This is a genomic window from Streptomyces griseus (assembly GCF_001715295.1).
In the GTDB taxonomy this organism is placed as follows: Bacteria; Actinomycetota; Actinomycetes; order Streptomycetales; family Streptomycetaceae; genus Streptomyces; species Streptomyces griseus_G.
Genome location: NZ_MDKB01000002.1, coordinates 1,417,650 through 1,443,235, shown reverse-complemented (window position 1 = coordinate 1,443,235; position 25,586 = coordinate 1,417,650). Strand labels below are relative to the sequence as shown.

Genomic DNA, 25,586 nt, shown 5'->3' with positions numbered 1-25,586 from the left:
TTTTCCGGGAAAGCCCCGTGCCGTTGGCACGGGGCTTTTCTGCGTTCACGGCCCGATCGGTACCCGAAAGCCCCTGACAGCCGGCCCCGCCCGCCCGCCCCTCCGCGCGTCTCCTACCTCGTGCTCACGAAGCCTGTGTCATACGTCAGGGATCACCGCGCCGGTGGCGATCACAGCCTCGCCGTACGCCACCGCATGGATCGCCCGTAGGAGCTCCTCCGACGGTGCATCCTCGAAGCCAGTGATCCGCTTGCACCCGCCCGATGGCCGCCGTACCCGTATGCGTCCAGACCGTGGTGGTCACCGGGTGACCTGGGGGGTTGCGACCATGACGGCGAAGGCCCAGTCGGCCGGCTCCGTCCCAGCTCTGCCGCCAGGACGGCAGTCGGCGGGTGGAGCGGTGAGCGAGGCCAGGACCATGCCGGTGGTGCACTCGCCCGCGGTGACGAGGAACCCGAGGGCGGTGACGCGGAGCTGGCCGAGCAGGGGCGCCTGGCGCACAAGAACCCGTGTCGACGTAGAAGGCGGTGCCGACCTGGGTGAGGTTCGCGCGGTGGGGGGCGTAGGTCCGCCCTCCGATGGAGGACCGGTCGCGGGTCGGGCGTCCAGGCCGGGCAGCATGAGCAGGGTGGGGACGTTCCGGCCGCCGGGGCCGAGGAGCTCGCGGACGACGGTGGTCTCTCCGTACCGCCAGGTGAGTGCCCATATGCCCTGATCTCACTGATGTGGCCACGGAGCGTGTGGGCGGCGGTCGTCCGGCCGGGCCCTGGAACGGGCGTGGGTGTCGTGCCGGGGTACGACGGTGCGGTGTGCGAAACGCGTTTGTGGGCGTGCCCGGGCGCGGGGCAGGATCTGCGGATGGACTACACAGTGCGTGCCGTGCGGAGCGAGGACTGGCAGCAGGCCCGGCAGTTGCGGCTCCTTGCGCTCCAGGACCCGGCCGCGCCCGTCGCCTTCCTGGAGACGTACGAGGCCGCGGTCAGGAAGCCGGACGGTTTCTGGCAGGAGCGGACGGACCAGGTGGCGGAGGGCAGGTCGGCCCGGCAGTTCGTCGCGGAGGGGCCGGACGGGAGTCTCGCGGGCACGGTGTCCGTGCTCGTCGAGCGGGCGGCTGACGACGCTGTGCGGTTCGGCGCTCCCGCCGAGTTCGACCAGACCCATGTGGTGGGCGTCTTCGTCCGGCCGCAGGACCGTGGGCGTGGGGTGGCCGACGCATTGTTCCGGGAAGCGGTCGACTGGTCGTGGTCGTTGACCGATCCGCAGGTGGAACGGGTGCGGCTCTACGTGCACGAGGCCAATCAGCGGGCCGCCGCCTTCTACCGCCGGATCGGATTCGTGCCGACCGGGCAGACCACGCCGGTGCCGGGGGATCCGTCCTCCCGGGAGGTGGAGTTCGAGATTCGGCGCTGACCTGGACGGGTCTCACGGGCCGGTGCAGGGCCTCCGGAGGGATGCCGGCGAGTCCGGGGACGGCAGGGTGTCAGCGTGGGCCCGGCGACGGCAGCTGTTCGCGCCAGCGGGCCCGGGCCTGCTCCTGAGAGCGCAGGAGCGCCAGAGTCGGCAGCCCCTGGGCCTGGCCGGCCGCCAGCAGTTCGGGGAGCTGCGCGAGCGGTGCCACGGCCGCGACGTCGTCGAGGACGAGCGTCATTGGTGGGTCGAGCCGACCGTCGGGTGACCGTGCGGCCATGCGGCGGCCGTGCTCGACCACGTGCGAGGCGAGTGCGGTGAGCAGGGGCATCGCGCCGGGCCTGTGGCGTGGATCCTCGATGGGCTCACCCACCACGAAGAGCGTTCCCCCTTCGCCCGCAAATGATGCCAGGGCGAGCGCATCGGTGCGGTGCGGCGTGCAGGCCTCGCGGATGTGGACGGAGGAGAGGGCCGTGAACGCCCGCACCGTCAGTTCCTGTGCCGCTTCCCGGCGTTCGGGATAGGCGGTGAGCGCGGACTCCAGGAGGCCGGCGAGCCCGGAGGCGGCCTTGGGGTGGGTGCGGAGCAGGCGTACCGCTTCGTGCGCGCCACCTCCCGAAGCCCAGCGGTGGACCTGCCGGAAGGGGCGGCCGTCCACGGCGGCCGCGTGCAGCCAGCACTGCAGGAGCGTCTGGGCCGTGTCGGCGACGGCGGTGTCGGCCTTGGCCGGCGGGCGGACGGGGGTGAGCAGGGCCGCAGCCCTCGCGGCGGCCGTGGCGGGGTCCTCGCAGCCCGCGATGGGGGACCAGTGAAGGCGGGCCGGGGTGTCACAGAGGTGGCCGGGGTCGTAGACGAGGACCGGGCCGAGCTTGCCGCGTGCGTCCTTGGTCTCGGCCCAGACCGTCGGGTCGGAGGTGACGACGAGGACGGGTCCGTCGGCCTCCCGGACGGCCTGGACGACGGTGGGCCGGCGCGCGGCGGCGGTCCCGTAGAGGAGGAGCGGGATACGGGGGGACGGTACGAGGGGAGCGGGCTCGTGGGCGTACGAGGGCGCGGGGGTGGCCGGAGCGGAGGCGGGGGCCGGAACGCCGGCCCGGGCGGGGGCCGCCTCGGTGGGCCGGAGGGCCGCAGCCGCCGGTCGTACGGGCTCCGGCCGGGGGGCCGCCGTCGGCCCGGAGGCCGGCGCCGCTTCGGGCCCGGGGTGGGGTGCGGGTACGGCTCCGGGGCGGTGCGCGTGCGTTCCCTCGTGGTCGGGTGCGGGCTCCGGAGCGGCTTCGTAGCGTTCCGCCCGGGCCTTGGCCTGCCGCCGCTTCCGGACCAGGCGCCCCCGGGCCACCACGCCGATCACGAATACCGTCAGCACGACGAGCACCATCAGCTCGCCGACGAACAGCCCCCAGAACAGGCCGTATCCGGAGAGCGCGTCTGCCGGGGTGTCGGGCCAGGCGCCCGGCAGGTTCTGCGGATCGACGGCCAAGGCGCGCAGCGCCAGCGGGGTGCGGGTGAAGGTGACGCCCGGTGGCCAGGCGCCGTGTGCGAACAGTCCGGCCAGGCCCGTGGCCGTCCAGGCCAGCACCGTCAGCCCGAACAGGAAGGCCAGGAGGCCGATCAGCAGACCGTCCGGGATACCGCCGCCTTCGCCGCCGCGTCCCGTACCGGGGGGTGCCTGGCGTGCCACGTCATGCCACCGTCGACTCGGACGACTCGTTCAGCCGCTGCTGGTGCTCGATCCGCGCCGCTCGCTGCTCCGCCTCCAGCTCCGCGGCTCGTACGTCCTCGGGGAGCAGGTCGGACGCGGAGCCCTCGGTCATCGCGCGGTCGGTGAAGACCAGGGGGCGTTCGGCCTCGGTGATCAGGTGTTTGACGACCTGTACGTTGCCGTTGACGTCCCATACGGCGATGCCCGGGGTCAGCGTCGGGATGATCTCGACCGCCCACCTGGGCAGGCCGATCACCTTGCCCGTCGCTCTGGCCTCGTCGGCCTTCTGGGCGTAGATCGTGCGGGTCGACGCCATTTTCAGGATGGCTGCCGCCTCCTTCGCCGCAGCACCGTCGACGACGTCGCTCAGGTGGTGGACGACCGCCACGAACGACAGGCCGAGCCGGCGCCCGAACTTCAGCAGGCGCTGGAAGAGCTGCGCGACGAAGGGCGAGTTGATGATGTGCCAGGCCTCCTCGACAAGGAAGATGCGTTTCTTCCGGTCGGGCCTGATCCAGGTGTGCTCCAGCCATACGCCGACGATCGCCATCAGGATCGGCATCGCGATGGAGTTGCGGTCGATGTGGGACAGGTCGAAGACGATCAGCGGGGCGTCGAGATCGATGCCGATCGTCGTCGGGCCGTCGAACATGCCGCGCAGGTCACCGTCGACCAGCCGGTCCAGGACGAGCGCGACGTCCAGGCCCCAGGCCCGAACGTCGTCCAGGTCGACGTTCATCGCCTGCGCGGACTCCGGTTCCGGATGGCGCAGTTGTTCGACGATGTCCATCAGGACCGGCTGGCGGTCGGTGACGGTCTCGTTGACGTAGGCGTGTGCGACCTTGAGCGCGAAACCGGAGCGCTCGTCGAGGCCGTGGCCCATGGCGACTTCGATGATCGTGCGCAGGAGGGCGAGCTGCCCGGTCGTGGTGATCGACGGGTCGAGCGGGTTGAGCCGGATGCCGTCGTTCAGAGCGGCCGTGGGGTCCAGCCGGATGGGGGTTATGCCCAGCTCCTGGGCGATGAGGTTCCACTCGCCGACGCCGTCCTCACCCTGGGCGTCGAGGACGACGACCTGGCGGTCGCGGAAGCGCAGCTGGCGGAGGACGTACGTCTTCTCCAGTGCGGACTTGCCGTTGCCGGACTCACCGAGTACCAGCCAGTGAGGGGCGGGGAGCTGCTGCCCGTACAGCTGGAACGGGTCGTAGATGTAGCCCTTGCCGGAGTACACCTCGCGCCCGATGATCACGCCGGAGTCGCCGAGGCCGGGTGCGGCGGTCGGCAGGTAGACGGCCTGGGCCTGACCCGTGGACGTGCGGACCGGCAGCCGGGTCGTCTCCACCTTTCCGAAGAGGAAGGCGGTGAAGGCATCGGACAGCGCGGACAGCGGATCTCGCATGGCGTGACTGCCCTCTCGTTAGCGTCGGATACCGGTGGCGAACGGCAAGGTGTTCACGAAGGCGCGGTGGTGCTCGCGGTCGCACCACTCCAGCTTCAGGTACGACTTGCCGGCCGAGGCCCGGATCGTCCGCTTGTCACGGGCGAGGGCTTCGGGGGAACGCGATGACACGGTGATGTACCCCACCAGGTTGACTCCGGCCGCGCCGCTCGCGAGATCTTCACCCCGCTGGTCCAGCCGGCCGTGCGCGGCGATGTCGCGGGGGTCGACGGTGCGGTTCATCTTGGCCTGGCGGCTGGCCTCGGCGTCGTCGTTGGTCTTCTCGGTCAGCATCCGTTCGATGGCGACCTCGGTGGGCTCGAGGTCCATGCAGACCGCGACGGTGCGGATGACGTCGGGCGTGTGGACGAGCAGCGGTGCCAGGAAGTTCACGCCGACGGGCGTCATCGGCCACTCCTTCACCCAGGCCGTGGCGTGGCACCAGGGGGCGCGTGTCGTCGACTCCCGGGTCTTGGCCTGGAGGAAGGTCGGCTCGACCGCGTCCAGTTCGGCGGGCCAGGCGTTGCGCTTCGTCATGGCCTGGATGTGGTCGATGGGGTGGTCGGGGTCGTACATCGAGTGCACGAGGGAGGCTACGCGGCTCTGGCCGAGCGGCTGGCGTACCCGGATGTCCGCCTCGGCGAGACGGGCGCAGATGTCGGTGAGCTCGCGCGCCATGACGACGGCGAGGCCGGCGTCCCGGTCGATCTTGCGGCCGCCCTGGGGGCGCATGGCGCGGGCCATGGCATTGGCCTCGGCGGCCAGGTCGCGGCTGTAGTGCATGCATGCGACGAGGTAGGCGCGGTGCTGCTCGCTGGAGGTGGAGACCATCGACTGGAGCTGGTCGTAGGAGTCCTGCAGCCAGCCGGGCGCGTTCCTGTCGCCGCGCTGGGCGACGTCCTTCGCGTGTGCGTCGGGGTCGGCGGGGAGGGTGCGGGCGAGCATCTGGAGGCGGGTCACGAACCCGTCCCCGTTGGCGACGTGCTTCAGCAGCGTGCCGAACCGGTCGACCAGGGCCTCCTGGTCCTCGCTGTCGCGCAGCCCGACGCCGGGGCCCTCGATCTCGATGGCGGCGGTGACCGTACGGCGGTCGGCGTGCAGGAGGACGGCGATCTCGTCGGGGCCGAACGGCGCGGCGAGCCAGCTGATCCTGCCGATGCCGGGCGGCGGCCCGATCTCCACCTCACGCCCGTCGGCGCCGACACCGGCCTCCATGGCGGCGGACCGGTAGGCCGTCCCGCGGCGCAGGGTGCGCTTGTAACTGCGGTTGATCTCGAACCACTTGTAGAACGTGCGGCCCTTGTAGGGCAGGTACACGACGGCCAGGGCGAGCATGGGGAAGCCGACGAGCGTGACGATCCGCAGGGACAGGACGGGGACCAGGAGCCCGCTCATCATGCCGAGGAAGGCCCCGGCGATGATCAGGGCGATCTCGCCCGTCTCACGGTTCTTGCCGACGATCGCATTGGGCCGGGCGCGGCCGATGAGATACGTACGGCGGGGCGCGATCGTGTGGGACTGGGTCGTCAACGCCCTCCACCTCCTGTGCTCGTGTTACCTGTGCTGCCTGAACCGCGTGGGGTGCGGCTGCCGTGGGGGGTGCCGGAGGTGGGGCCCGCGCCGCTGCGGGGCGCGGGTGCGGCCGAGGGAGCGGACCCGGCGCCTCCGGCGGTACGGGAGCTGTGCGCGGCGACACCGCCGCTCGCCGGGTTCGCGGGCCGGGCGCCACCGCCGCCACCCCCTTCTCCGCCCCCGCGTCCGCTGTGCGTCTTGATGCCCTGGGAGACCAGGGCGGCCGGAGAGCTGATGAGGGCGGCGGCCTGGGATCCGTCGGTGGCCTGCTTGCGGTTGGTGCGGGCGCCCTGGATCTCGTCGCCGAACCCGGGGACGAAGCGGTAGATCATCGCGGAGGCGAAGATCGCCAGGAGGATGATGGCGAGGCCGGACACGACGGCGGACATGGCGTTCGGCCCGTCGTCGGCGGAGAGGGCGCCGGCCAGGCCGAGCACGATGACGATCACCGGTTTCACCATGATGACGGCGATCATGATGCCCGCCCAGCGGCGGACATGCCCCCACATGTTCTTGTCGACGAGCCCGGCGTAGACGACGACCCCGAGGAGGGCGCCGACGTAGAGCAGGGCGGCCCGGATGACGAGCTCCAGCCACAGGATGCCGGCGGCGAGGATCGAGACGAGTGAGACGACGATCAGCATGATCGGCCCGCCGCCGATGTCGTCGCCCTTCTTGAGCGCCTCGGCGAACGATCCGAAGAAGACGTCGGAGTCACTGCCGGTCGCCACCCCGATGACCGAGGTGACGCCGTCCGTGGCCGATACGACGACGTACAGGATGAGAGGTGTGAAGGCGGAGGCCAGGACGGTGAGCCAGAGGAACCCGACGGCCTCGGAGATCGCGGTGGTGAGCGGCACGCCCCGGATGGCGCGCTTGGCCACGGCGAACAGCCACAGCACGAGGGTGAGGACGGTGGAGGCCGCGAAGACGACGGCGTACTGCTGGCGGAAGGTGGGGTTGGTGAAGTCCACGGTGGCGGTGGTCTCGACGGCCTCGCTGAGCTTCCCGACGGTCCAGGACGCGGCGTCGGCGCAGCCGCGGGCGAGGGAGGAGAGGGGGTCGAGGGCGTTGTCCGTGGCGGGGGGAGTGGAGGTGCTGCGTGCGCTTTCGCCGTCCTCGCAGTAGTCCCGGGCTGCCCCATAAATGAGGTCGCAGGGGTTGTTGCTGGAACTCGGACTGGGCTGGGGTGTCGGGTCAGCCAGAGCGGTTGGGGCAAATAGGACCGCCGATGTTTGCACTGTAGCCACCAGGGCTGCGACTCGAGTCGCACGGAGGCGTCGGCTATCGGGCATAGGTGAACCCTCCGAACCCGCTGACCGCACCGGCAATCTCTTCAGCGCTGGACGCTCGGTCGTCGCCACCGACTGGAGCAGGACCCTCCTTTTGAGAGTGAGTTACGGCCTTCCAATCACCGTTGATCCACTGTAGTTCCATGGTGATGGTGAACCAGCCGTCTGAGACGGGCTTGGTCGACCCTTCACCGGCCAGCCCGATAAGACCGGAGCACCAGACCTCCACGGTGGCCTGGTCTGTAGCGGACTTCGTCAGCCTGGTCCCGACGGGTGATGTGCGCGAGATGAAGGCAAAGCCGGCGGGGGCTGTGCCGTCGTCGTTGAGACCTAGGTTTCTGAAGAAGTCCGTTGAGTAAGCCTGGTCGAGTGTGGTGCGGAACCGGTTGACTGACTGGGGTGCGATGACTGCGTTGAGGATGCCATCGCGCTTCGTCTTGTCGAACATGTCCGCCGACCCCAGCGCCACCGCGTAGTTAGCCGCCGCGCTCTGCGCCCCCTGCTCGTCGTGCGCGAAGCCCGAGGCCGTCACGCCGTTGCGGCCGGTGACCGGCTTCGTGCCTGTGGGGGCGGTCGGGGCCGAATCCGCCTTCTTGTCCGTGCCGCTCCCGCCGCCTGCGGTGTCGTCCCCGCCGCCTCTGTTCGCGAACGCGATCGCCGCGATCAGCAGGACCACCACACCGACCACCATGACCAGCGACCGGGAGCCGCGCGTCGGCCGGCGGTTGTACCCGTCGCTGTCGTCCCCACCGGGCAGCCGCGTCCGTGTCTGCCGGGTCCCGCCGAGGGTGCTGTACGCGTCCTCCGTACGGCCGCCCGGTTCGTCGCCGTAACCCCGTTCGTCGCCCTGGCTCATGCCGCGTACGCCCCTTCGGCCCGCTGCGGTTCCGCGGAGTACGACGGTGGCTGTGCTGGTTGCCGCGTGGACGCGGTGGGGTGACTCGACATCAGGGGACGCAACCTCTGCCGGTGGGCACGACGGACGGATGGTGGGGGTGGGCCGGGGGGACGGACCCGGCGGTTCGATGGCTGACGTCGGGTCAGACAGCCATGCCGTACACGATGGTGAACAGGGTGCCGAGGGAACCGATGATGAAGACGCCGGTCAGGCCGGCCACGATGAGACCTTTGCCCTGCTCCGCGCTGAAGGTGTCGCGCAGAGCCGTCGCTCCGATGCGCTGTTTGGCCGCGCCCCAGATCGCGATGCCGAGGCAGAGCAGGATGGCCACCGCCATCACTACTTCGATCATGATGCGTGCCTCGTTGCCGAGGGTCCCGAACGGCCCCCAGTTCGGGGCGATTCCGCCGATGATGGTGGTGATGTCGCCCTTTTCAGCTGCCAGGATCATGTAAGTCACCGCCCCTGATGGGTAGTTCGCCGCCCGCGCCGATCGACACGGGTCGGTCTCTATCTTCGCTGATGAAACCGCCTTCGCACGACGCCTTCCCGGGTCTCTTTACCCGGATCTCGCACGTTTGACCGGGACGGCCGCCCTGACCTGCGGCTCGTCCCGACATCCGTGCGCATATGCATGGTTACTCTGTGTATCACGCTCTGTGACCGCTAGCAATGAATGGCCACGGGTTGAGGGCTCGGTTGCAGCGTTCGCGGGAGGTGGGGCGCCCGTACGCGCTGTTCGAGAGCCGTGAGCGCGCCGGTGGCTTCCGGCGGACGCTTCGTCAGGCGGCCCGCGGGGAAGAGACCGGCAGTCGCCGACTTCAGAGGACCGTCCGGACCGGCGCCGGGGGACGGTGAGGGGTGGTCCAGTGCGGCGGTGGCCTGAAGTCGCACCACGAACCGTCGAACGGGAAGGACCTCGTCTCGACGCACCTGACCACGCGCTCCCCTTCGGCGCGGATCGCGGCTGCCTCGTCGGCCGACCAGTAGGCGGGGTGGCCGGTCTTCTCGGCGAACGACCGCTCGTCCTTCCATTGCCAGACGTGGTCCGGTGACACGGTGATGTCGAGTTCGTGGTCGGCGACGTCGATGTCCTCCCCGTGATGGACCCGGCGCTCGAGATTCACGTACCAGCCACGGAACTTCTGCTTCCGTCCGAAGAACCAGAACACCGCGTGCCCCGCTGCCGTGGGCTGGTGGATGAGGGCGCTGCCCATGGGCCAGCGGTCGGCGGTCACCGTGTAGCCCTGGGCCGGCCGGTCCTCGGGAGGGATGTCGCGGAGGTGCGCCCGGCCGGGGAGACGCGTACGCCACATCGGAGTGCCGGTCTCCAGCCATACCGTCTGGCCCTCCTCCGTGCGAGCGACCAGACGTACGGGGACGGAGGAGCTGAGGTGGCCGCCGATGAAGAGGTTCCACCGAAGGACCTGCCCGTCCTGTTCGCCCGGTCGTGGCTCCGGCCGGGTCATGACGCGAGCAGGGCGAGCTCGTCGTCGGTGAGCCGCAACGCGCCCGCCGCCACGTTCTCGGCCAGGTGGTCCGGGTTGCCGGTGCCGGGGATGGCCAGCACGTGCGGCCCCTGGTGGAGCGTCCACGCGAGCCGTACCTGTGCGGGCGTGACGCCGTGGGCCCGGGCGACGGTGAGGAGCGTGTCGCTGTGGGACTTGCCGGCGCCGTCCTCGCGCCCGGCGCCGGCGATCGCGAAGAAGGGGACGAAGGCGATGCCCTGGTCGCCGCACGCGCGCAGGAACGCGTGGTGCTCGGGCGGGGAGCCGATGCCGTACATGTTCTGTACGCAGACCACCGGGGCGATGCCTTGGGCCTCGGCCAGCTGTGCCGGCGAGACGTTGGAGAGGCCGAGGTGGCGGATGAGGCCGGCGGTGCGCAGGTCGGCCAGTGCGCCGAAGTGCTCGGCGACAGGTTCGGACGTCCGGCTGCGCGCGACGCGTAGGTTCACCACGTCGAGGTGGTCCCGGCCGAGCTGGCGCAGGTTCTCCTCGACCTGCCCGCGCAGCTGCTCCGGGGTGGCCCGGAGCCACTCACCGGATGGGTCGCGGCCGGGGCCGACCTTCGTGGTGATGACCAGGTCGTCGGCGTAGGGGGCCAGCGCACTGTTGATGAGTTCGTTGGCGGACCGCAGGGGCGAGAAGTAGAACGCGGCGGTGTCGATGTGGTTCACGCCGAGCTCGGTCGCGCGGCGCAGGACGGCGATCGCCCGCCCCCGGTCGCTGGAGTGGCCCTTCGAGAACGCCGGGCCGCTCTGGGTGAGGCGCATGGAGCCGAAGCCGATGCGGTTGACCGTCAGGTCGCCCAGTTTCCAGGTACCGGAGGCCGAAGCGTCGATCGTTTCCGCGGATGAGGTCATCAGCGGATCATCCCACCGCAGGCGAAGGCGGTGCTGCGGTATGGCGGTGACACCATGACGGCCCTCTGCGCGGGCCTGGGGGTCGCCTCCCGGGTCCGGGGGAGAGGAGGACGGCCACCGGGGTGAAGTCGGTCCGACGCCGCAGTCTCATACGGCTTCAGGCGTCTGAGGGTCCGTGGCGCCGGTCTCGGCGAAGTGGTCGAACTCGCCGGCCAGTACCCCTTGGGCGAACGCCTCCCACTTCCGCCTGGTGGTGGTCACCACGGTGTCCGGGTCGCCGGTCTCGCGGAGACGGACGAGGTCCCCTGGGCCGAACGCGATCTCGATCCAGGGACCGGGGCCTTCCGCGTCCTCGGGTGCGGCGCGGGTCCAGGTGACGTCGGACGTGCCGGGGTCAGCCATGGTTGTCGGCGTCCTTGATGCTGCGGATGAGGGCGTTCCACACTGTGGGCGAGGTGCGGAGTACGGCGCCCGAAGGGTCGCTGCTCTCGGTGAGGGCAACCTCGGCGCGGTCGCCGGTGACATGCACGCAGGACTCACCTTCGCCGCAGTAGGAGGACTTCTGCCATCCAGGTATGGACACGTCGCTTTCCTTCACAGGTCTCGGATGATCGTGCGAATCAAGGCGCGTGAATCGGTGGCGCTATGAGCCAGAGTTTCGAGCCGGGCGAATACGTGGCGGTACTTCTGCAGTAGCGCCTCGCCGTCGAGGAGTACAACGCCGTGTGACTGGTCCAGTTGAACGGTGTCGAGCTGGGGGACCGGGCCGTGGACGTAGTAGGCAGGCTGACCGGCACCCGGGTACCCACCTGCTGCGAACGGGATCACCTGGACGGTGATGTGCTCCCGCTCGCTCATCGACAGGATGTGGCGCAACTGTTCCCTGGTGGTCGTCGTCCCGCCGAACCTCATGTGGAGGGCGGCCTCGTGAATGACGGCGCGGTACGGCACCGGGTTCGACCTGAAGATGACGGTCTGCCGTTTCATACGAAAGGACAGGCGATTCTCGATCTCAGGGGGAGGAAGTGGCGGGACGACCTGCCGGAAGACTTCACGCGCGTGGTCCGTCGTCTGCAGGAGACCGGGGAGTCCTGATGTGTGTGAGGTGCGCAGAGCGGTGCCGTGATGTTCCAGTTCGGCCAGATCCAGGAGTCCGGGCGACACCGTGCCCCTGTACTCCTCCCACCAACCGCGCCTTCTCTCGCCTGTCATGGAGGCCAGGGCGTCGACCAACTCGTGGTCGGGGCAGTGATAGTGGCAGGCCAGAGTCCGGACCCGGTCCGCGCTCACGCCGTAGCGGCCGGCTTCGATGTTGCTGATGCGGGCCTGATTGCCGCCGAGGAGGGCCGCAGCCTCCGTCGCGGTGATGCCTGCTCGCTCACGCAGTTTGCGGAGCTCCGAACCGAGCCGCTTGCGGCGTGCCGTCGGTGTGGAGTTGGCCGCCATCAGTCACTCCCCGGCTTGGTCACCCACACGAGGGTATCTGGCAAGTAATCCATCAGTTTCATGGAATGCATTACATGACCCGCCCTACTGTGTGGCTCAGGCCACCCGCCCGGAAGAACCCCGCTCGACGGAGCGACCTGGTCACCGGGCAACGCGACACACACCTCAACGCTCCTCCGTGAACGGAGACTTCCATGGCTCTGGCCACCGTAACGCCGCCTTGGGCGTACACCCTCCAACTTCCGCAGGATCCTCGGGCGCCGGGGGTCGCGCGGGCCACTGTGCGGACCGTGCTGCGGGTGCACGGGATGCCGGATCTCGTCGACACCGCCGAACTGCTGGCCGGTGAGCTGGTGACCAACGCCTACCGGTACTCCTCGGGTCCGTACTCCCTCCGGCTTCGGGGAGCCGGGCGGGGCCGGGTGCGGGTCGGGGTGTGGGACTCCTGCCCGGAGATCCCTGCACCGTTCGACGGCGGCGGGGGTGGCGTCATGGTCCGGCCCCCGGTTCTCGCGGAGCGGGGGCGAGGGCTGTACCTGGTGCGGGAGTACGCCGACAGCTGGGGCGCGTACCCGATCAGGGGCGGTCTGCCGGGGCAGGGCGGCAAGGTGCTGTGGGTCGAATGCGTGGGCAAGCCCGACTGTCAGTGGGGTGATCTATCGTGACTGAGAGTGATGGCGGAGAGATCGACGACCGAGGGAGATCCGGTGTCCGAGACGTATGAGTACATCCGGCAGTGCGGTGACACGACCGTGGAGCGTGAGAGGGGCACTCCCCTCGCCCGTGTCCCCGCGGGCCCCGTACCCCCACCGAGCCTTCTTCTGCGGTGCGGGGGCCGAGCCCGGTGCCGACGCCGCCTCCTCGCCCTGGAGATCTGTGTGCAGTCACCGAGCAGATCGAAGAAGCGACGGGTCCGGCGACGGACGACGTCCCGCTGTTCTGCACCTCCGGGTACGGTACCTCCGGGTGGGAGACGACCACCGAGGCGCGTACCGGGCGGGCGTGGCCGTGAGGCGCGGGGTGGGTCCGGGCGGGTCCCCGCGCCCCCGTTCGGCGGATCAGCGGGTGTAGCGGCCCTCGAACGTCCTGAAGGCCTCCTCCTGGCGCCATTCCAGGCGAGCCTTGGGGTTCTGGGCGGTGAACCTGGTGCAGCGGGCCGAGTGCAGGACGCGGCACTCGTCGACGGGGCGGAACCCCTGGCGTACGGGGTCGGGGCGCCAGAGGCTGCGGCCGGGCAGGAAGGAGTACTCGAGGGAGGCGCGGGCCAGGTCCTTCAGCTCCGGGTAGCCGAGCCCGTAGGTACGGGCCGCGCGGCGGTACTCCTGGCCGATGTCACCGCGCGAGACACCCGGATCGTCGGTGGCGAGGACCACGGGGACCCCGTACTTCCGGTAGACCGGGAACGGGTGCTCGTCCCCCTCGACCTGGAGGATCTGCGCGTTGCTGGTGAGCGGTACCTCCACGGCGACCTGGCGGCGGGCCATGTCCCGGGCCAGAGCGCGCCAGTCGGTCTCGTGCACGAGGTCGACGCCGTGGCCGATCCGTTCCGCCTGCCCGGTGCGTACGGCGTCGTCGATGTGGAAGGTGAGGTCCTCCGGCTTCACCAGGCCGGGGACGAGTTCGCCGGCGTGCAGGGTGATGTGGGCGCGCGGGTAGACGCCGTGCAGGTAGTTCAGCATGCGCATGTGGAGGCGGTAGTCGCGCAGGGAGATCTCACCGTCCTCCGGCTGGACGAGGTTGACCGCGACGAACCGCTGGTCGCGCTCTGCCAGACGCAGACCCAGAGCGATCTGGGTGAAGACCCGTTCCGGGGCGCTGTTGCGGGACACCTGGGAGATCCAGCGCACCGTGACCCGGCAGGCGGGTGCGGCGGCGGTGCTCGCGCAGTGCGCCGTCTCGCGGAACTCGGCGTCGGCCTCGTCGGCCTCCTGCTTGGATTCCGACACCAGTCGGTCGAGGCGGCCACCGGCGAGCAGCTTGTTGTGCAGAGAGGCGAAGTCCGGGTCCCAGCCGACGTCGGTGGCCAGTTGCTTCGCGCCGGCCGACGCGGGGCTGACCATCGTTTCCAGGTACGTCTGGTTCTGCGCCGCCGCCGATCCCGCCACATCGGCGAGCATCTTCCCGCGGTGACCCGTGGCGGCTCCGAACTTGCCGAAGGTGGCGAAGAAGTGGTCGTGTCCCGATTCGCCCTGCGGGAAGTCCTGCATGGACCAGGCGCGGACGATGGACTGCCGGAAGGCGGCATCGGTGAGTGCGTCGGCCGCCGGGCGGCTGCCGGGTCCGCACGGGGGTGCGACGGCGGTCATCGTGGTGTCGATGCAGAGACCGTCCTCGGCGGCGAGTTGGATCAGGTACTCGGTCCTGACCGCGCCGGAGAGGTGGTTGTGCAGGTCACCGCCTTTGGGCAGCTCCCGGAAGAAGCGGTCGGCCGCCCCGTCTCCGTTCAGGTGCGCGTCGAGCCAGGTGGCGGTGCGGGTCTCGGCGGCGGTCGTGGGGCGGGGTGGTACGGAGCCGGCGGTGGCGGCCCGGGCCGGAGGTCCGGCCGGCAGCGACGAGACGAGGGCCGCCGCGGCGAGCCCTGCGGTCAGCAGCAGGCGATGGCCGCGCGTTGAGGTGCGGTGTACAGAGATCACGCCTCGCATGATCACGAAGACCGGAGCGCGCCACCCCGAACTGCGGTGACAGTGCCTGGTAAACCATCCGTCCGGGGGACATCCGGGTACCGGACCCGGCTCCTACGGCCACCGCTTCCACAGACGCAGCTCCTAGGGACGCAGCTCCGTAGGGAAGCCGGTCCAGCGGAGTTCCGGTGGAAGGTGGCCCATGTCGTTGACGACGACCAAGGCGGCGGGTCTGCCCGGGGTGTACCGGATGACGGTCAGTGCCGCGTTGGCGTGGTTGAGGCCCATCCAGCGCCACGCGGGGGCGTCGAGCGCGTCGCGTACCAGCCAGGCGGCCAGGAAGGCGTGCGTGACCAGCAGTTCGTGGCGGGGCTCGGCACCGTCGACGGGTCCGGTGAACCGTGCCAGCGCGGCACGGGCCAACTCGGGTCCCCGCTCGCGCTCCCGGACCGAGAAGCCGTCCAGGAAACCGAGCAGGCGGTCCGCGGACGCGGGCGGGATCTCGTCGCGTCGCGGGACGTACGGGATGTAGTCCCCGGCCGGTTCCGAGGGGCAGAGCGGGACGTCGCGGAGTTGCTCCCCGATCAACCGGGCCGTCCCGGCGGCTCGGGGCAGCGGGCCGTGGTGGACGGCGGAGAGGGGGACGTCCGCGAGGCGCCGGCCGAGCAGCACGGCTTGGCGTCGGCCGCTCTCCGTCAGCTCGCTCTCGTCCGGTGACGCCTCGGCGTTCCTGGCTATGTAGAGATGACGAGTGGCGGCTGCGCCCACGGTGGAGTCCTCGGCTGCGATGCGGATCACGCGGTCGCGAAGGTGGACGGCGGAGGCGGGCCCGTTGGTTCCGGCGTCCCGCATTCGGGTGACTTCGGCGCGGACCTTCCCTTGGGAGGCCGGGGCGACAGGCATCCGCTCCGGACCGTCCGGCGTGTCGGGTACGTCGTATTTGGCACAGTGCCGCTCCGTGATCAGGAACGGGGTGAGCGGTGTGTCCGTGGTGCGGAGGCTGAGTGACCTGGCGGGGCCGGGTGCGGGGAGTGGCGGTCGACCGGAGCTGAGGCACAGCGACGGTCCGTGGCTGCGGGCAGCCGGGGGCACGGAGGGGCTGGCCACGCAGTTGGGCCCGGTGCGGACCGAGTTGTCGACGGCGCACGAAGGGCTGGTCGCCGGGGCCGGGGCACTGAAGGCGCTCGCGGAGCTGGACGCCGTGCGGGAGTCCTGGCAGCGGCGGATCGAGGCCGCGCGGGGCGAGTGCGGCAGCCTGGCCGGGAAACTGCGCGCCGTGGTCCGGGCGCAGGATGAGACGAGCGAGGCCGTGCGCTCGTCGTTCGCCCCGGTTGCGGGTGGCGGCGGCGGTGAGCGGTGACGTCGGCACTCACCTGGGCGCAGTTACGGGACGTGCGGTGCGCCGAACTGGAAGGTGCGGCCGACGGCTGGGGCAGGGCGAGCAACCGTGCGGACGCCGCGCGGGACCGGATCGAGCAGCGTCTGCTGACCGGGCTGCGCGACACCCAGGAGGGTGAGGCGGCGGAGTCGGCGGTCGCCCGGTTGCGCAGACTGAGCCGCAACCTGCAGTACGTGTACACGGAGTGCGGTCTGATCCGTACGACGCTGAACAGCCTCGCCCACGAGATGAGGGCCCAGCAGAGGGCATTGGCGGACGCGTTGGGCGACGCGGAAGCGCTGCGGTTCACCGTGCACGCGGACGGGTCGGTGACATACCCGGAGGCCGGCGAGGGACTCCTCGACGGCAAGCCGCTCCAGGGCGGTACGGCGACCTCGGCCACGCCGGGGCTGGTGCCTCCGTCGGGCCTCGTCGCCCCGAATCCGAACGTGGCCAAGGCACAGGACATCGCGGACCGGGTGGCGAAGGCCGTGCGGACGGCAGCCGAGATCGACTGGCGGTTCGCCCGCATCCTGCGGGAACTGAAGGCGGAGGAGGGCCTGAAGGTCCCCGACTCGACGTGGAAGGACGCGGCGGGCGACGCGGCTGCGGTACGGGACGCGGCGGCGGGTTACCTGAAGTCGGGCATCCCGTACGACGCGACGCCGGCCGAGCGGCGGGACTGGTGGCGCGGACTGACCCAGGAACAACGCGAGGAGTACCTCGCCGTGTACCCGGACCGGATCGGAAACCTGGACGGCATCCCCGCCCTCGTACGGGATGCGGCGAACCGGGACAACCTGCAGTTGCTGATCGGCAAGCTGGAGGGACGGGAGGACGGGAAGTCGGTCACCCAGTTGGCGGGGCTCCGGGAGATCGACCGGCAGTTGTCGGCGGGGGCGCAGCCTCCGATGTTCCTGCTGGGCATCGGGGACCAAGGGAATGGACGTGCGATCGTCTCGTTCGGGAACCCGGATACGGCGAAGAACGTGGCTGCTTATGTGCCGGGGTTGAATACGGCGCTGGACAAGGAGTTCGCGGAGGGGGACCTCAAACGGGCCAGGGACACGGCGATCGCAACTCAAAGGTACGACCCGTCCAGTGCAACGATTGCCTGGCTTGGGTATGACGCGCCGCAACTGGTCGATGGAGTGGAAAGTCTTGCGGTGATGGGAGGTGAAAAGGCAGAGCGTGGAGGCCGCGCCTTCAATGGATTTATGGGTGGATTGGTCGCTACGAATGAAATCGAAGAATCTCATATGGTGGCCATCGGACACTCTTATGGATCCCGGACCCTCGGTGCAGCAACTCAGCATGGCGAAGGTATCCCGGGGATTGACGACATCATTCTTGTCGGTAGTCCGGGAGTTGGCGTAGATCACGCTAAGGACCTCGGCGTGGGGGAGGATCACGTGTTTGTTGGTGCGGCAGAGAACGATGTGGTCACGAAGCTTCCGTCCAAGCAGCAGGTCGCTTTGGGTGCTGCTGCAGGGCCATTTGGGTATGTGGTAGGGGACCTGGCTGATAGGGGAGACGATGACCTGTGGTTTGGTCGAGACCCGGCCAGTGAGTCATTTGGGGCGCGACGGTTCCGTGTGGACGATGGGCCACCACTGGTCGGTGTGCGCGGCGTCTCAATTGATGCGCACTCGAGGTACTTCGACGTCGAGCCCGTGCGTGAGAATGTCTCGGCAGACAATATTGCCTTGGTTGCATCAGGCTACTCTCGAAAGATCAAGACGGAGGAGCCTCGGTGACGTTTAAGGCAACTTACGCCGCCTCAGCCCTGGCTGTGCTGGGAATGGCTCTGGCAGGCTGTGCAGCCTCAGTGGAACCGGCCGGTGGGGGAGAGCGTGTGCAAATGAACATGCAGGATGCGGCAAGTCGTGCTGATGAGATTCTGGGCGAGGTGTTCGCAGAAATCCGTCCTGCGGTGGATTGGGCACATGGTCCAACGACTACGGGTACGTGTGACGTATCCCGTAGGCGCACTGTCATGACAGTGATTTCAACTGAACGGCGAGGTGGCTTCCTAGGCGTCGTCGAGCGCTTCTGGCGGAGCCGCGGCTTCCATATCAAGGCAATCAATAATGATGCAGACTTTCCGGCCATCTACGCCCGTACTAGCGACGGTTTCGGGGTGAGCCTGAGCTTCGGCGCAGCTGGGCAGGCCTTCTTCGAGGTGGACAGTCCCTGCGTAGCGAAGTCTGCGGTGGATGAGCCCACTACTTCGCCGAACGGACGCGCCTACGAGGGCGTGTATCCACTCCCCCGACCCAACATCCGCTCCCCCTTCTGGTCAGCCGGCGCCCCCTGATCCCCCGTAGCCGCCCCTGACGCCCCCTCATGCTCCCTGCCACCCGTACACACCAGCGAATCCCGCCCTTAACGGCGCCCGAATGGGGGATGGTTGGGGTGTGCGGAAATACTGGGTGTTCGTCGGCGGTGGGATCGGGCTCGGCCTGTGCTTCATCGCTCTGCTCGTCGTCGGTACGTACTCCGCCGCTGCCGGGATCAGCGGGGCGGGTGGGGCCGTGGGGCTGGCCAAGGGGGCTGTGCCGAGTCGGTACCAGCCTCTCGTGGAGAAGTGGGGCGGTCTCTGCCCCGCGATCAACCCGGCCCTCCTGGCTGCGCAGTTGTACCAGGAAAGTGGCTGGAATCCGCGTGCTCAGAGTCCGGCCGCCGCTCAGGGGATCGCTCAGTTCATCCCCGGGACCTGGGCCACGCACGGCATCGACGGGGACAAGGACGGGGACCGGGACGTCTGGGATCCGGCCGACGCGATTCCGTCGGCCGCCTCCTACGACTGCGAACTTGCCGGGTACGTCAAGAAGGTCCCGGGCGATCCGACCGACAACATGCTCGCCGCGTACAACGCCGGCGCCTACCGGGTGATCAGGTCGGGCGGCGTGCCCGCGATCGCGGAGACCCAGAACTACGTCAAGATCATCCGGTCCCTGGAGAAGAGCTTCGCGAGGCCGGTCGGCCGGGTGCAGCCCTCCCAGCAGGCGGCCGGGGCCATCTACTTCGCGCAGAAGAAGCTGGGTACCCCGTATCTCTGGGGCGGTAACGGCACGGCCGACCAGGGAGGGCGGTTCGACTGCTCCGGGCTGACCCAGGCCGCGTACCGGACCGTTGACATCGAGTTGCCTCGGGTGGCGAACGACCAGTACAACGCCGGTCCGCACCCCTCGCGGGACGAGCTGCTCCCCGGCGACCTGGTGTTCTTCTCGGATGATCTGACCAACTCGCGGGCCATCCGCCACGTGGGGCTCTACGTAGGCGGGGGATACATGATCAATGCGCCCTATACGGGGGCCGTCATCCGCTTCGACAAGATCGACACCCCTGACTACTTCGGTGCCACCCGGGTCACGAAGGACGGGGCCGAGGCACTTCCCACGGCACTCCCGGGAAGCTGACGGGGCAGGGCGGCCGAGGAGCTGACGAAGGGTCGGACATGGCCGGAACTCTCCGTTAAGCCTGGGCCCTGAGCTGCGACTACGAGTCACTCTTCGATAACGTCATGGTGATCATTCGGTGGAGAGCGGAACGTCCGGTGCCGTCACGTCGTTCCCTGGACTGGGACAGCATGCGCACTGACCACGCGGCGACCGGGCCAGGGCAGGCACGCGTCACCGCATCGCGATGTCACGCAGTACTGCATCCGCACCGACCACGGGGGTCCGACCAAGGCGGCGCACGACGTTGTGCGGCGCAGCAGAAGACAAGGCAAGGGGCCGCAGCAGATGGCTGGACTCGCACTCGATGGGTCGAACCCGGACGTCAGCCTGCTCTACGACATCAATGGGCTGGCGAAGGCCGCTCCCGCCTGGTTCGACCGGGTCATGGAGTTCGTCGGTGAATACGGGATCATGCTCGGCATGGTCCTCGTGGTCCTGTGGTGCTGGTGGGGCGTTCGCCGACGCGGGACGACCGAGGACTCGGTGACAGCGGTCGCCGGGCTGGTCTGGGCGCCTCTCGCCGCCGGGATCGCGTTGATCATCAACATCCCGATCCGGGGGTTCGTGGAGAGGCCCCGCCCGTTCAACGATCATCAGGGGTTGGACGTCCTGGTGGCGGGCAAGGACGACTTCTCCTTCGTCAGCGACCACGCGACGATGGCGATGGCCATCGGCGTCGGCCTTTTCGTGGCCAACCGCAAGTTCGGTCTGGCGGCGATCGCGCTTGCTCTCCTGGAGGGTTTCTGCCGCGTGTACATGGGCGTGCACTATCCGACCGATGTGATCGGCGGCTTCGCGCTCGGTACGGCCGTGGCACTCCTGCTCGCCCCCCTGGCGATGATGATGCTGACGCCTCTGGTGGGGGCCGTGGCCCGTGCCGGATCGGTCGGATGGCTCGTCCGTTCGCGCAGGCCGGCCACCGCCGGAGCCGACGGGCAGGGGCAGCCGCAAGGGATTCCCGAGCCGCGTCCGGGGGCGGGCCGAGGCGGTTCGCCCGACGAGAAGGACCTCGCCGCCTAGGTTCGGTCCGGCCGGACGTCGGCGCGGAACGCCGGAGTGCGGGAGGGGGGCGTCCCTGAGGGGACGCCCCCCTCCCGCGTTTCGGCTGTGCCCGGCTGCCCCGAGTGCCTCTCGGCCCGAACGGGAATCGGCGTACGCATCGAGGGCGTCCCGCTGAGGGCGGCCAGGCTCCAGTCGCCGTCCCGCTGAGGGCGGCCTGGCTCCCGCCGATCGCCTCGTGGCCCTCCGCCTGCCCGCCTGCCCTGGGACGTTACCCGGTAACCCAGGGGCCGGTGCTCCCCCTCCCGGCCCATGGCGGCAGACCGATCTTGTCCTGGTGCCGAGGGCACGGCACGTCGGTCATGCCCGGCATCCGGGTGGGCTCGGGATCCGCCAGGCCGTCGCCGTCTCCTCCCACGAACGCTCTGACGGGAACGGTGTCTCCGGTCCGCCGAGAACCGGTAGAAGCTGCCGCGTTGCCGCAACCGCAACCCTGCCTGCGGGGGACGGAGACAGAAACGGACGGAGACATCAGAGACAGAAACGGACGGAGACACCAGAGACAGAAACGGACGGGGGCGGGGACCAGAGACAGAAAACGGGCGGGGACCGGCACGGAGGCGTCAGGCCACGGCCTCCTCGGGAGCGCGGTCAGGCAGCCGGGCCGTTGGTGGCCGCGTGATGGTCGTCGGCGTCCGTGCGCGCCCGGTCGCGGGAGCGCCGGGCCGCTCCCGACCAGCCGCAGGTGCAGCGGGCCAGGCAGAACGATCCCCGTTCGACGGTGGTGGTGGTGTGCGCCGGCGCGGTGGCGTGGACGTGCGGGTCCGGGGTCTCCTCATACACGCATCCACGGTACTGGCGGTGGCCCGTGGCCGTACGCGAGTGGGCCGAACGGCTTCCCGAAGGGCCCGGTCGGCGTGACGGGGGGACCCGGTGGTCGTTAGGCGTGGCGGGCGGGAGCTCGGTCAGGCGGTCGTCGTTGGGGGTTGGCAGGCGATGGTGGTGCGGCAGCACAGGTGCGGAGGCGGGGTACTGGCTGTGTGCGCCGTGGCCGTGGCGGGCGTGATGGCGGCGGGCACCGGATGTTCCGCTACGGGTGGCGCGGTCGGCGGGGACGCGGCCGGGGAGCGGGCGGTGGCCGCGGACGGTGCCGACGGTGACGCGGCCGGGGACCGGGCCATGGCCGCGGACGGTGCCGGCGGGGACGCGGCAGCCGTGGTCCGCCGGGCCGCCGAGATGCTGACCGGGGCGGGCACCGCCGAGGCGCGTACGTGGATGGAGACCGCGGCCGGTGGGACGCGGGTCACCATCAGGGGCCAGGGTGCGTACGACTTCCGCAGGCAGCTCGGCCGGATCGAGGTCGTGCTGCCGAAGGGCGCCGCGGGGGCGGACGAGCACCGGCCGATCACCGAACTGCTGGCTCCCGGGGCGCTGTACATGAAGAACCGGGGAGCCGGTGTGCCCGCCGGTAAATGGGTCCGCGTGGACACGACGGTCCTGGAGGACGGCAATCTGGTCACCGGCGGCGTGACCGACCCGATGGCCGCCGCAGAACTGCTGCGCGGCGCGGGCAGGGTGGCGTACGTCGGGCGGACGGAGCTGGCCGGGGTGGCGGTGCGTCACTACCGGGGGACGGCCGACCTCGGGCGGGCGGCGCGGGCGGCTTCACCGTCCTCACGCGGTGCGCTGACCGCGGCGGCGAAGGGTTTCGGTACGGACACCGTCCGGTTCGACGCCTACGTCGACGGCGACGGCCTGCTGCGGAAGGTGCGGCACCGCTTCAGCTTCGCGGCCGAAGGACCGCCTGCCGCGGTGGTGTCGACGTTGGCGCTCCGCCGCTTCGGTGTGCCGGTCTCCGTGGAGCTGCCCCCCGACGCGGACATCTACACGGGGCGGATCCAGCAGAGTGGGAAGGGCCCGGATACACCGTAGGGAGGGGGCCGAAATGACCCGTCCGTGCCATGCGCGGTGCACACCGTGCTCCCTACGCTGAGGGCTGTCCCGTCATCTCCGGATCAGCGCACGGCGCCGGACGCTGTGCGTCGCACGACTGAGGGGCGTCCGCATCCGGATGTATCCGGGCGTTCCGGCAGCGCGGTGAGGTGCCGCAGCGGTCGTCGTGCGCCCACCCGGGGGTGCGGGTCGGCCGATGGGGAGTCGGTTCGCCGGAATGCGGCGACGGCAGAGAGAGGTGACGCAGGTGGTGACGCTCAGCGCTCCGCACGCTCAGGACTGTGTGGCCCTGGCCGAGATCGAACTCTGCGGCGAGCTCATGATCGCTGCGTCGGCCGCGCTGGAGGACCGGCTCAGTCCTGACCGTATCGACGAGGTGCTCAACGTCAGGCAGGACGCCGTCGCGGTGATCGACGTCAGGCGCGACGCCGGTGAGGTGCGGGACGATCCCGCCCCGCGCGTCCCCCGGCAGTCGCACCCCGTCCACGGGGGGTGACCGCGGCGCCCGCCCGGCCGGACGTCCTGTACGGATCCCCGGGGCAGGGCGGGCACCTCTGCGGACGGACGCACCGATCCCGGTCGGCCGGCGTCGTCGGCGGGACGGGCCGGGACGGTTTCCGCTCCGGGCCCGTCTGCGACCCTCCGCGGGCTGGGCGCCGGGCCGGGCCTCGGTGCAGGCGGGGCGGGCGGACCGCCCCGACGCTCAGGTGCGGAGCATGCGGGCGATCGCCTTCGTCGCCTCCTCGACCTTGGCGTCGATCTCGTCGCCGCCCTTGACGGCGGCATCGGCGACGCAGTGGCGCAGGTGCTCCTCCAGCAGCTGGAGCGCGAAGGACTGCAGGGCCTTCGTCGAGGCCGAGACCTGGGTGAGTATGTCGATGCAGTAGACGTCCTCGTCCACCATCCGCTGCAGGCCGCGGATCTGCCCCTCGATGCGGCGCAGCCGCTTGAGGTGCTCGTCCTTCTGGTGGTGGTAGCCGTGGATGCCGCGGTCGTGGTCGGTGACGACCGCTTCCGTGCCGGCCGCCCCGCCGGTCTCGGTGGCCTCGGTGGTGGTCATGGGGGTCCTCCCGTTGTCCTCTTGCCCTGCCGTCTGTATACCGGTCCGCGCCGTGTGGATACCCCCGCCCCGTATAGGGTAACGAATCGCGCCGAAACGTGACCGGGGGTCCGTGCTGATCACTGTGCCCGATGCGCGACACTGAAGAACGCCGGTTAGCCGTGGCCGGATGATGCGCCTAGCATCAGCCTGACCGAAACCAAAGCACCCCGAGGACCCCACGTGCGTTTTCGTCTGACCCCCAGGGAGACGAGCTTCTACGACATGTTCTCCGCATCCGCGGACAACATCGTCACGGGCTCGAAACTCCTGATGGAACTGCTCGGGGCGGATTCTGCCTCCCGGGTCGAGATCGCGGAGCGCATGCGGGCAGCGGAGCACGCGGGGGACGATGCCACCCACGCGATCTTCCACCAGCTGAACTCCTCGTTCATCACGCCGTTCGACCGCGAGGACATCTACAACCTGGCCTCGTCGCTCGACGACATCATGGACTTCATGGAGGAGGCCGTCGACCTGGTCGTGCTGTACCAGATCGAGGAGCTCCCGAAGGGTGTGGAGCAGCAGATCGAGGTGCTGGCCCGGGCCGCCGAACTGACCGCAGAGGCCATGCCGAACCTGCGGACCATGGACAACCTGACCGAGTACTGGATCGAGGTCAACCGCCTGGAGAACCAGGCCGACCAGATCCACCGCAAGCTGCTGGCCCATCTGTTCAACGGCAAGTACGACGCCATGGACGTGCTGAAGCTGAAGCAGATCGTGGACGTGCTGGAAGAGGCGGCCGACGCGTTCGAGCACGTCGCCAACACCGTGGAGACCATCGCGGTCAAGGAGTCCTGAACCTCGTGGACACCTTTGCGCTGATCGTGACCATCGGTGTCGCGCTCGGCTTCACGTATACGAACGGCTTCCACGACTCGGCGAACGCCATCGCCACCTCGGTCTCCACCCGGGCGCTGACGCCGCGTGCGGCTCTGGCGATGGCCGCTGTGATGAACCTCGCAGGCGCGTTCCTGGGCCAGGGGGTCGCCAAGACCGTCAGCGAAGGTCTCATCGCGACCCCCGAGGGCCAGAAGGGGATGGGCATCCTCTTCGCGGCGCTGGTCGGGGCGATCATCTGGAACCTCGTCACCTGGTACTACGGTCTGCCGTCCTCGTCCTCGCACGCGCTGTTCGGCGGCATGGTCGGCGCGGCGCTGGCCGGCGGGACGATGGTGCACTGGAACGGGGTTCTCGAGAAGATCGTCATCCCGATGTTCCTCTCGCCGATCGTGGGCCTGATCGTCGGCTACCTCGTGATGGTCGCGATCATGTGGCTGTTCCGCAGCACCAACCCGCACAAGGCCAAGCGCGGTTTCCGTATCGCGCAGACGGTCTCGGCGGCGGGGATGGCGCTCGGTCACGGTCTGCAGGACGCCCAGAAGACGATGGGCATCGTGGTGATGGCCCTGGTCATCGCCGACATCGAGGGTCCGAACGACGAGATCCCGGTCTGGGTGAAGATCGCCTGTGCGGCGATGCTGTCCCTGGGCACGTACGCGGGCGGCTGGCGCATCATGCGGACGCTCGGCCGCAAGATCATCGAGCTGGACCCGCCGCAGGGATTCGCGGCGGAGACCACCGGTGCGTCGATCATGTTCGGCTCGGCCTTCCTCTTCCACGCTCCGATCTCCACGACTCATGTGATCACTTCGGCGATCATGGGTGTGGGCGCCACGAAGCGGGTGAACGCGGTGCGCTGGGGGGTGGCCAAGAACATCATCCTGGGGTGGTTCATCACGATGCCGGCCGCGGCCCTGGTCGCCGCGCTCAGCTACGGGATGGTGGTCCTGCTCTTCGGCTGACCGGCCTCCCGTAGGCCCGCCGGTCAGCCCGCGGGCCGCTGCCGTCACACGTACGGAAATGGGTCCGCCCCTGCTCCCCGGTTCGGGGAGCAGGGGCGGACCCGTTGCCTTGTGGTGGCACCGCCATGCAGCACCCCAAGGCCGTCT

Annotated in this window: 26 protein-coding genes; 10 read left to right on the top strand and 16 right to left on the bottom strand. The window is 69.8% G+C overall.

Going from position 1 to position 25,586, the window contains the following annotated elements:
* Nucleotides 1-300: 300 nt before the first annotated feature.
* Nucleotides 301-501, bottom strand: a complete 201-nt coding sequence (locus tag BA175_RS13100; protein WP_069171463.1) for a hypothetical protein — start codon at nucleotides 499-501, stop codon at nucleotides 301-303.
* A 357-nt stretch (nucleotides 502-858) separates the two neighbouring features.
* Here BA175_RS13100 and BA175_RS13095 point away from each other — a divergent pair, with 357 nt between their 5' ends.
* On the top strand, nucleotides 859-1,410 hold the full coding sequence (locus tag BA175_RS13095; RefSeq protein ID WP_069172090.1) for a GNAT family N-acetyltransferase: 552 nt from the start codon (nucleotides 859-861) through the stop codon (nucleotides 1,408-1,410).
* Nucleotides 1,411-1,480: 70 nt separating this feature from the next.
* Here the strand turns inward: BA175_RS13095 and BA175_RS13090 are convergent, their stop codons facing one another.
* The 11 genes from BA175_RS13090 to BA175_RS13040 form a co-directional block, all read right to left on the bottom strand.
* Complete coding sequence (locus tag BA175_RS13090; RefSeq protein WP_069171462.1) at nucleotides 1,481-3,085, bottom strand: type VI secretion protein; 1,605 nt, start codon at nucleotides 3,083-3,085, stop codon at nucleotides 1,481-1,483.
* Nucleotide 3,086: 1 nt separating this feature from the next.
* Nucleotides 3,087-4,505: an ATP-binding protein gene (locus BA175_RS13085; protein ID WP_069171461.1), complete on the bottom strand. Its 1,419-nt coding sequence runs from the start codon at nucleotides 4,503-4,505 to the stop codon at nucleotides 3,087-3,089.
* 18 nt (nucleotides 4,506-4,523) lie between these two features.
* Nucleotides 4,524-6,074: an SCO6880 family protein gene (locus BA175_RS13080; RefSeq protein WP_069171460.1), complete on the bottom strand. Its 1,551-nt coding sequence runs from the start codon at nucleotides 6,072-6,074 to the stop codon at nucleotides 4,524-4,526.
* On the bottom strand, nucleotides 6,071-7,411 hold the full coding sequence (locus BA175_RS13075; RefSeq protein ID WP_069171459.1) for a hypothetical protein: 1,341 nt from the start codon (nucleotides 7,409-7,411) through the stop codon (nucleotides 6,071-6,073). Before BA175_RS13075 ends, BA175_RS13080 begins: the two co-directional genes overlap by 4 nt.
* Nucleotides 7,401-8,264, bottom strand: a complete 864-nt coding sequence (locus BA175_RS13070) for a hypothetical protein (RefSeq protein WP_069171458.1) — start codon at nucleotides 8,262-8,264, stop codon at nucleotides 7,401-7,403. Before BA175_RS13070 ends, BA175_RS13075 begins: the two co-directional genes overlap by 11 nt.
* A 184-nt stretch (nucleotides 8,265-8,448) precedes the next feature.
* Entirely contained in the window at nucleotides 8,449-8,757 is a 309-nt protein-coding gene (locus BA175_RS13065; protein ID WP_014047394.1) for a hypothetical protein, read from the bottom strand.
* A gap of 370 nt (nucleotides 8,758-9,127) precedes the next feature.
* Nucleotides 9,128-9,775: a DUF402 domain-containing protein gene (locus BA175_RS13060; RefSeq protein WP_069171457.1), complete on the bottom strand. Its 648-nt coding sequence runs from the start codon at nucleotides 9,773-9,775 to the stop codon at nucleotides 9,128-9,130.
* Entirely contained in the window at nucleotides 9,772-10,671 is a 900-nt protein-coding gene (locus tag BA175_RS13055) for an aldo/keto reductase (RefSeq protein ID WP_069171456.1), read from the bottom strand. Before BA175_RS13055 ends, BA175_RS13060 begins: the two co-directional genes overlap by 4 nt.
* A gap of 147 nt (nucleotides 10,672-10,818) precedes the next feature.
* On the bottom strand, nucleotides 10,819-11,073 hold the full coding sequence (locus tag BA175_RS13050) for a DUF397 domain-containing protein (RefSeq protein ID WP_069171455.1): 255 nt from the start codon (nucleotides 11,071-11,073) through the stop codon (nucleotides 10,819-10,821).
* A complete protein-coding gene (locus tag BA175_RS13045) occupies nucleotides 11,066-11,254 on the bottom strand; it encodes a DUF397 domain-containing protein (RefSeq protein WP_069171454.1) in 189 nt (62 codons plus the stop codon). The genes BA175_RS13050 and BA175_RS13045 overlap by 8 nt, the downstream gene beginning before the upstream one ends.
* An 11-nt stretch (nucleotides 11,255-11,265) precedes the next feature.
* Nucleotides 11,266-12,117, bottom strand: coding sequence for a helix-turn-helix domain-containing protein (locus BA175_RS13040; protein WP_069171453.1), 852 nt, complete (start codon nucleotides 12,115-12,117; stop codon nucleotides 11,266-11,268).
* Between the two features lie 194 nt (nucleotides 12,118-12,311).
* Between BA175_RS13040 and BA175_RS13035 the strand changes: the two genes are divergently transcribed.
* On the top strand, nucleotides 12,312-12,782 hold the full coding sequence (locus BA175_RS13035; protein WP_069171452.1) for an ATP-binding protein: 471 nt from the start codon (nucleotides 12,312-12,314) through the stop codon (nucleotides 12,780-12,782).
* A gap of 393 nt (nucleotides 12,783-13,175) precedes the next feature.
* On the opposite strand, the gene BA175_RS13030 is transcribed toward BA175_RS13035, so the two are convergent.
* Both BA175_RS13030 and BA175_RS13025 read right to left on the bottom strand, forming a co-directional pair.
* Nucleotides 13,176-14,759 carry an adenosine deaminase family protein gene (locus BA175_RS13030; protein WP_079159633.1) on the bottom strand — a complete coding sequence of 528 codons (1,584 nt, stop codon included), beginning with the start codon at nucleotides 14,757-14,759 and terminating at the stop codon, nucleotides 13,176-13,178.
* A 123-nt stretch (nucleotides 14,760-14,882) separates the two neighbouring features.
* On the bottom strand, nucleotides 14,883-15,506 hold the full coding sequence (locus tag BA175_RS13025; RefSeq protein WP_069172088.1) for a histidine phosphatase family protein: 624 nt from the start codon (nucleotides 15,504-15,506) through the stop codon (nucleotides 14,883-14,885).
* 190 nt (nucleotides 15,507-15,696) lie between these two features.
* On the opposite strand from BA175_RS13025, the gene BA175_RS13020 reads away from it, so the two are divergent.
* The 4 genes from BA175_RS13020 (at nucleotide 15,697) to BA175_RS13005 (ending at nucleotide 20,600) form a co-directional block, all read left to right on the top strand.
* A complete protein-coding gene (locus BA175_RS13020) occupies nucleotides 15,697-16,098 on the top strand; it encodes a hypothetical protein (protein WP_254667859.1) in 402 nt (133 codons plus the stop codon).
* Nucleotides 16,095-17,873 (top strand): alpha/beta hydrolase, encoded by a 1,779-nt coding sequence (locus tag BA175_RS13015; RefSeq protein WP_069171450.1) that lies wholly within the window; start codon nucleotides 16,095-16,097, stop codon nucleotides 17,871-17,873. The genes BA175_RS13020 and BA175_RS13015 overlap by 4 nt, the downstream gene beginning before the upstream one ends.
* A gap of 675 nt (nucleotides 17,874-18,548) precedes the next feature.
* A complete protein-coding gene (locus tag BA175_RS13010) occupies nucleotides 18,549-19,538 on the top strand; it encodes a bifunctional lytic transglycosylase/C40 family peptidase (RefSeq protein WP_069171449.1) in 990 nt (329 codons plus the stop codon).
* A 327-nt stretch (nucleotides 19,539-19,865) separates the two neighbouring features.
* On the top strand, nucleotides 19,866-20,600 hold the full coding sequence (locus BA175_RS13005) for a phosphatase PAP2 family protein (RefSeq protein WP_069171448.1): 735 nt from the start codon (nucleotides 19,866-19,868) through the stop codon (nucleotides 20,598-20,600).
* 630 nt (nucleotides 20,601-21,230) lie between these two features.
* Here the strand turns inward: BA175_RS13005 and BA175_RS13000 are convergent.
* Nucleotides 21,231-21,422, bottom strand: coding sequence for a hypothetical protein (locus tag BA175_RS13000; RefSeq protein WP_069171447.1), 192 nt, complete (start codon nucleotides 21,420-21,422; stop codon nucleotides 21,231-21,233).
* Between the two features lie 153 nt (nucleotides 21,423-21,575).
* On the opposite strand from BA175_RS13000, the gene BA175_RS12995 reads away from it, so the two are divergent.
* Nucleotides 21,576-22,511 (top strand): hypothetical protein, encoded by a 936-nt coding sequence (locus BA175_RS12995; protein ID WP_079159520.1) that lies wholly within the window; start codon nucleotides 21,576-21,578, stop codon nucleotides 22,509-22,511.
* 259 nt (nucleotides 22,512-22,770) lie between these two features.
* On the top strand, nucleotides 22,771-23,028 hold the full coding sequence (locus tag BA175_RS12990) for a hypothetical protein (protein ID WP_069171445.1): 258 nt from the start codon (nucleotides 22,771-22,773) through the stop codon (nucleotides 23,026-23,028).
* A 207-nt stretch (nucleotides 23,029-23,235) separates the two neighbouring features.
* Here BA175_RS12990 and BA175_RS12985 read toward each other — a convergent pair whose 3' ends face one another.
* A complete protein-coding gene (locus BA175_RS12985; RefSeq protein ID WP_069171444.1) occupies nucleotides 23,236-23,592 on the bottom strand; it encodes a metal-sensitive transcriptional regulator in 357 nt (118 codons plus the stop codon).
* A 222-nt stretch (nucleotides 23,593-23,814) separates the two neighbouring features.
* Here BA175_RS12985 and BA175_RS12980 point away from each other — a divergent pair, with 222 nt between their 5' ends.
* Nucleotides 23,815-24,435 (top strand): DUF47 domain-containing protein, encoded by a 621-nt coding sequence (locus tag BA175_RS12980; RefSeq protein WP_069171443.1) that lies wholly within the window; start codon nucleotides 23,815-23,817, stop codon nucleotides 24,433-24,435.
* A 5-nt stretch (nucleotides 24,436-24,440) separates the two neighbouring features.
* A complete protein-coding gene (locus tag BA175_RS12975; protein ID WP_069171442.1) occupies nucleotides 24,441-25,439 on the top strand; it encodes an inorganic phosphate transporter in 999 nt (332 codons plus the stop codon).
* Nucleotides 25,440-25,586: the final 147 nt, after the last annotated feature.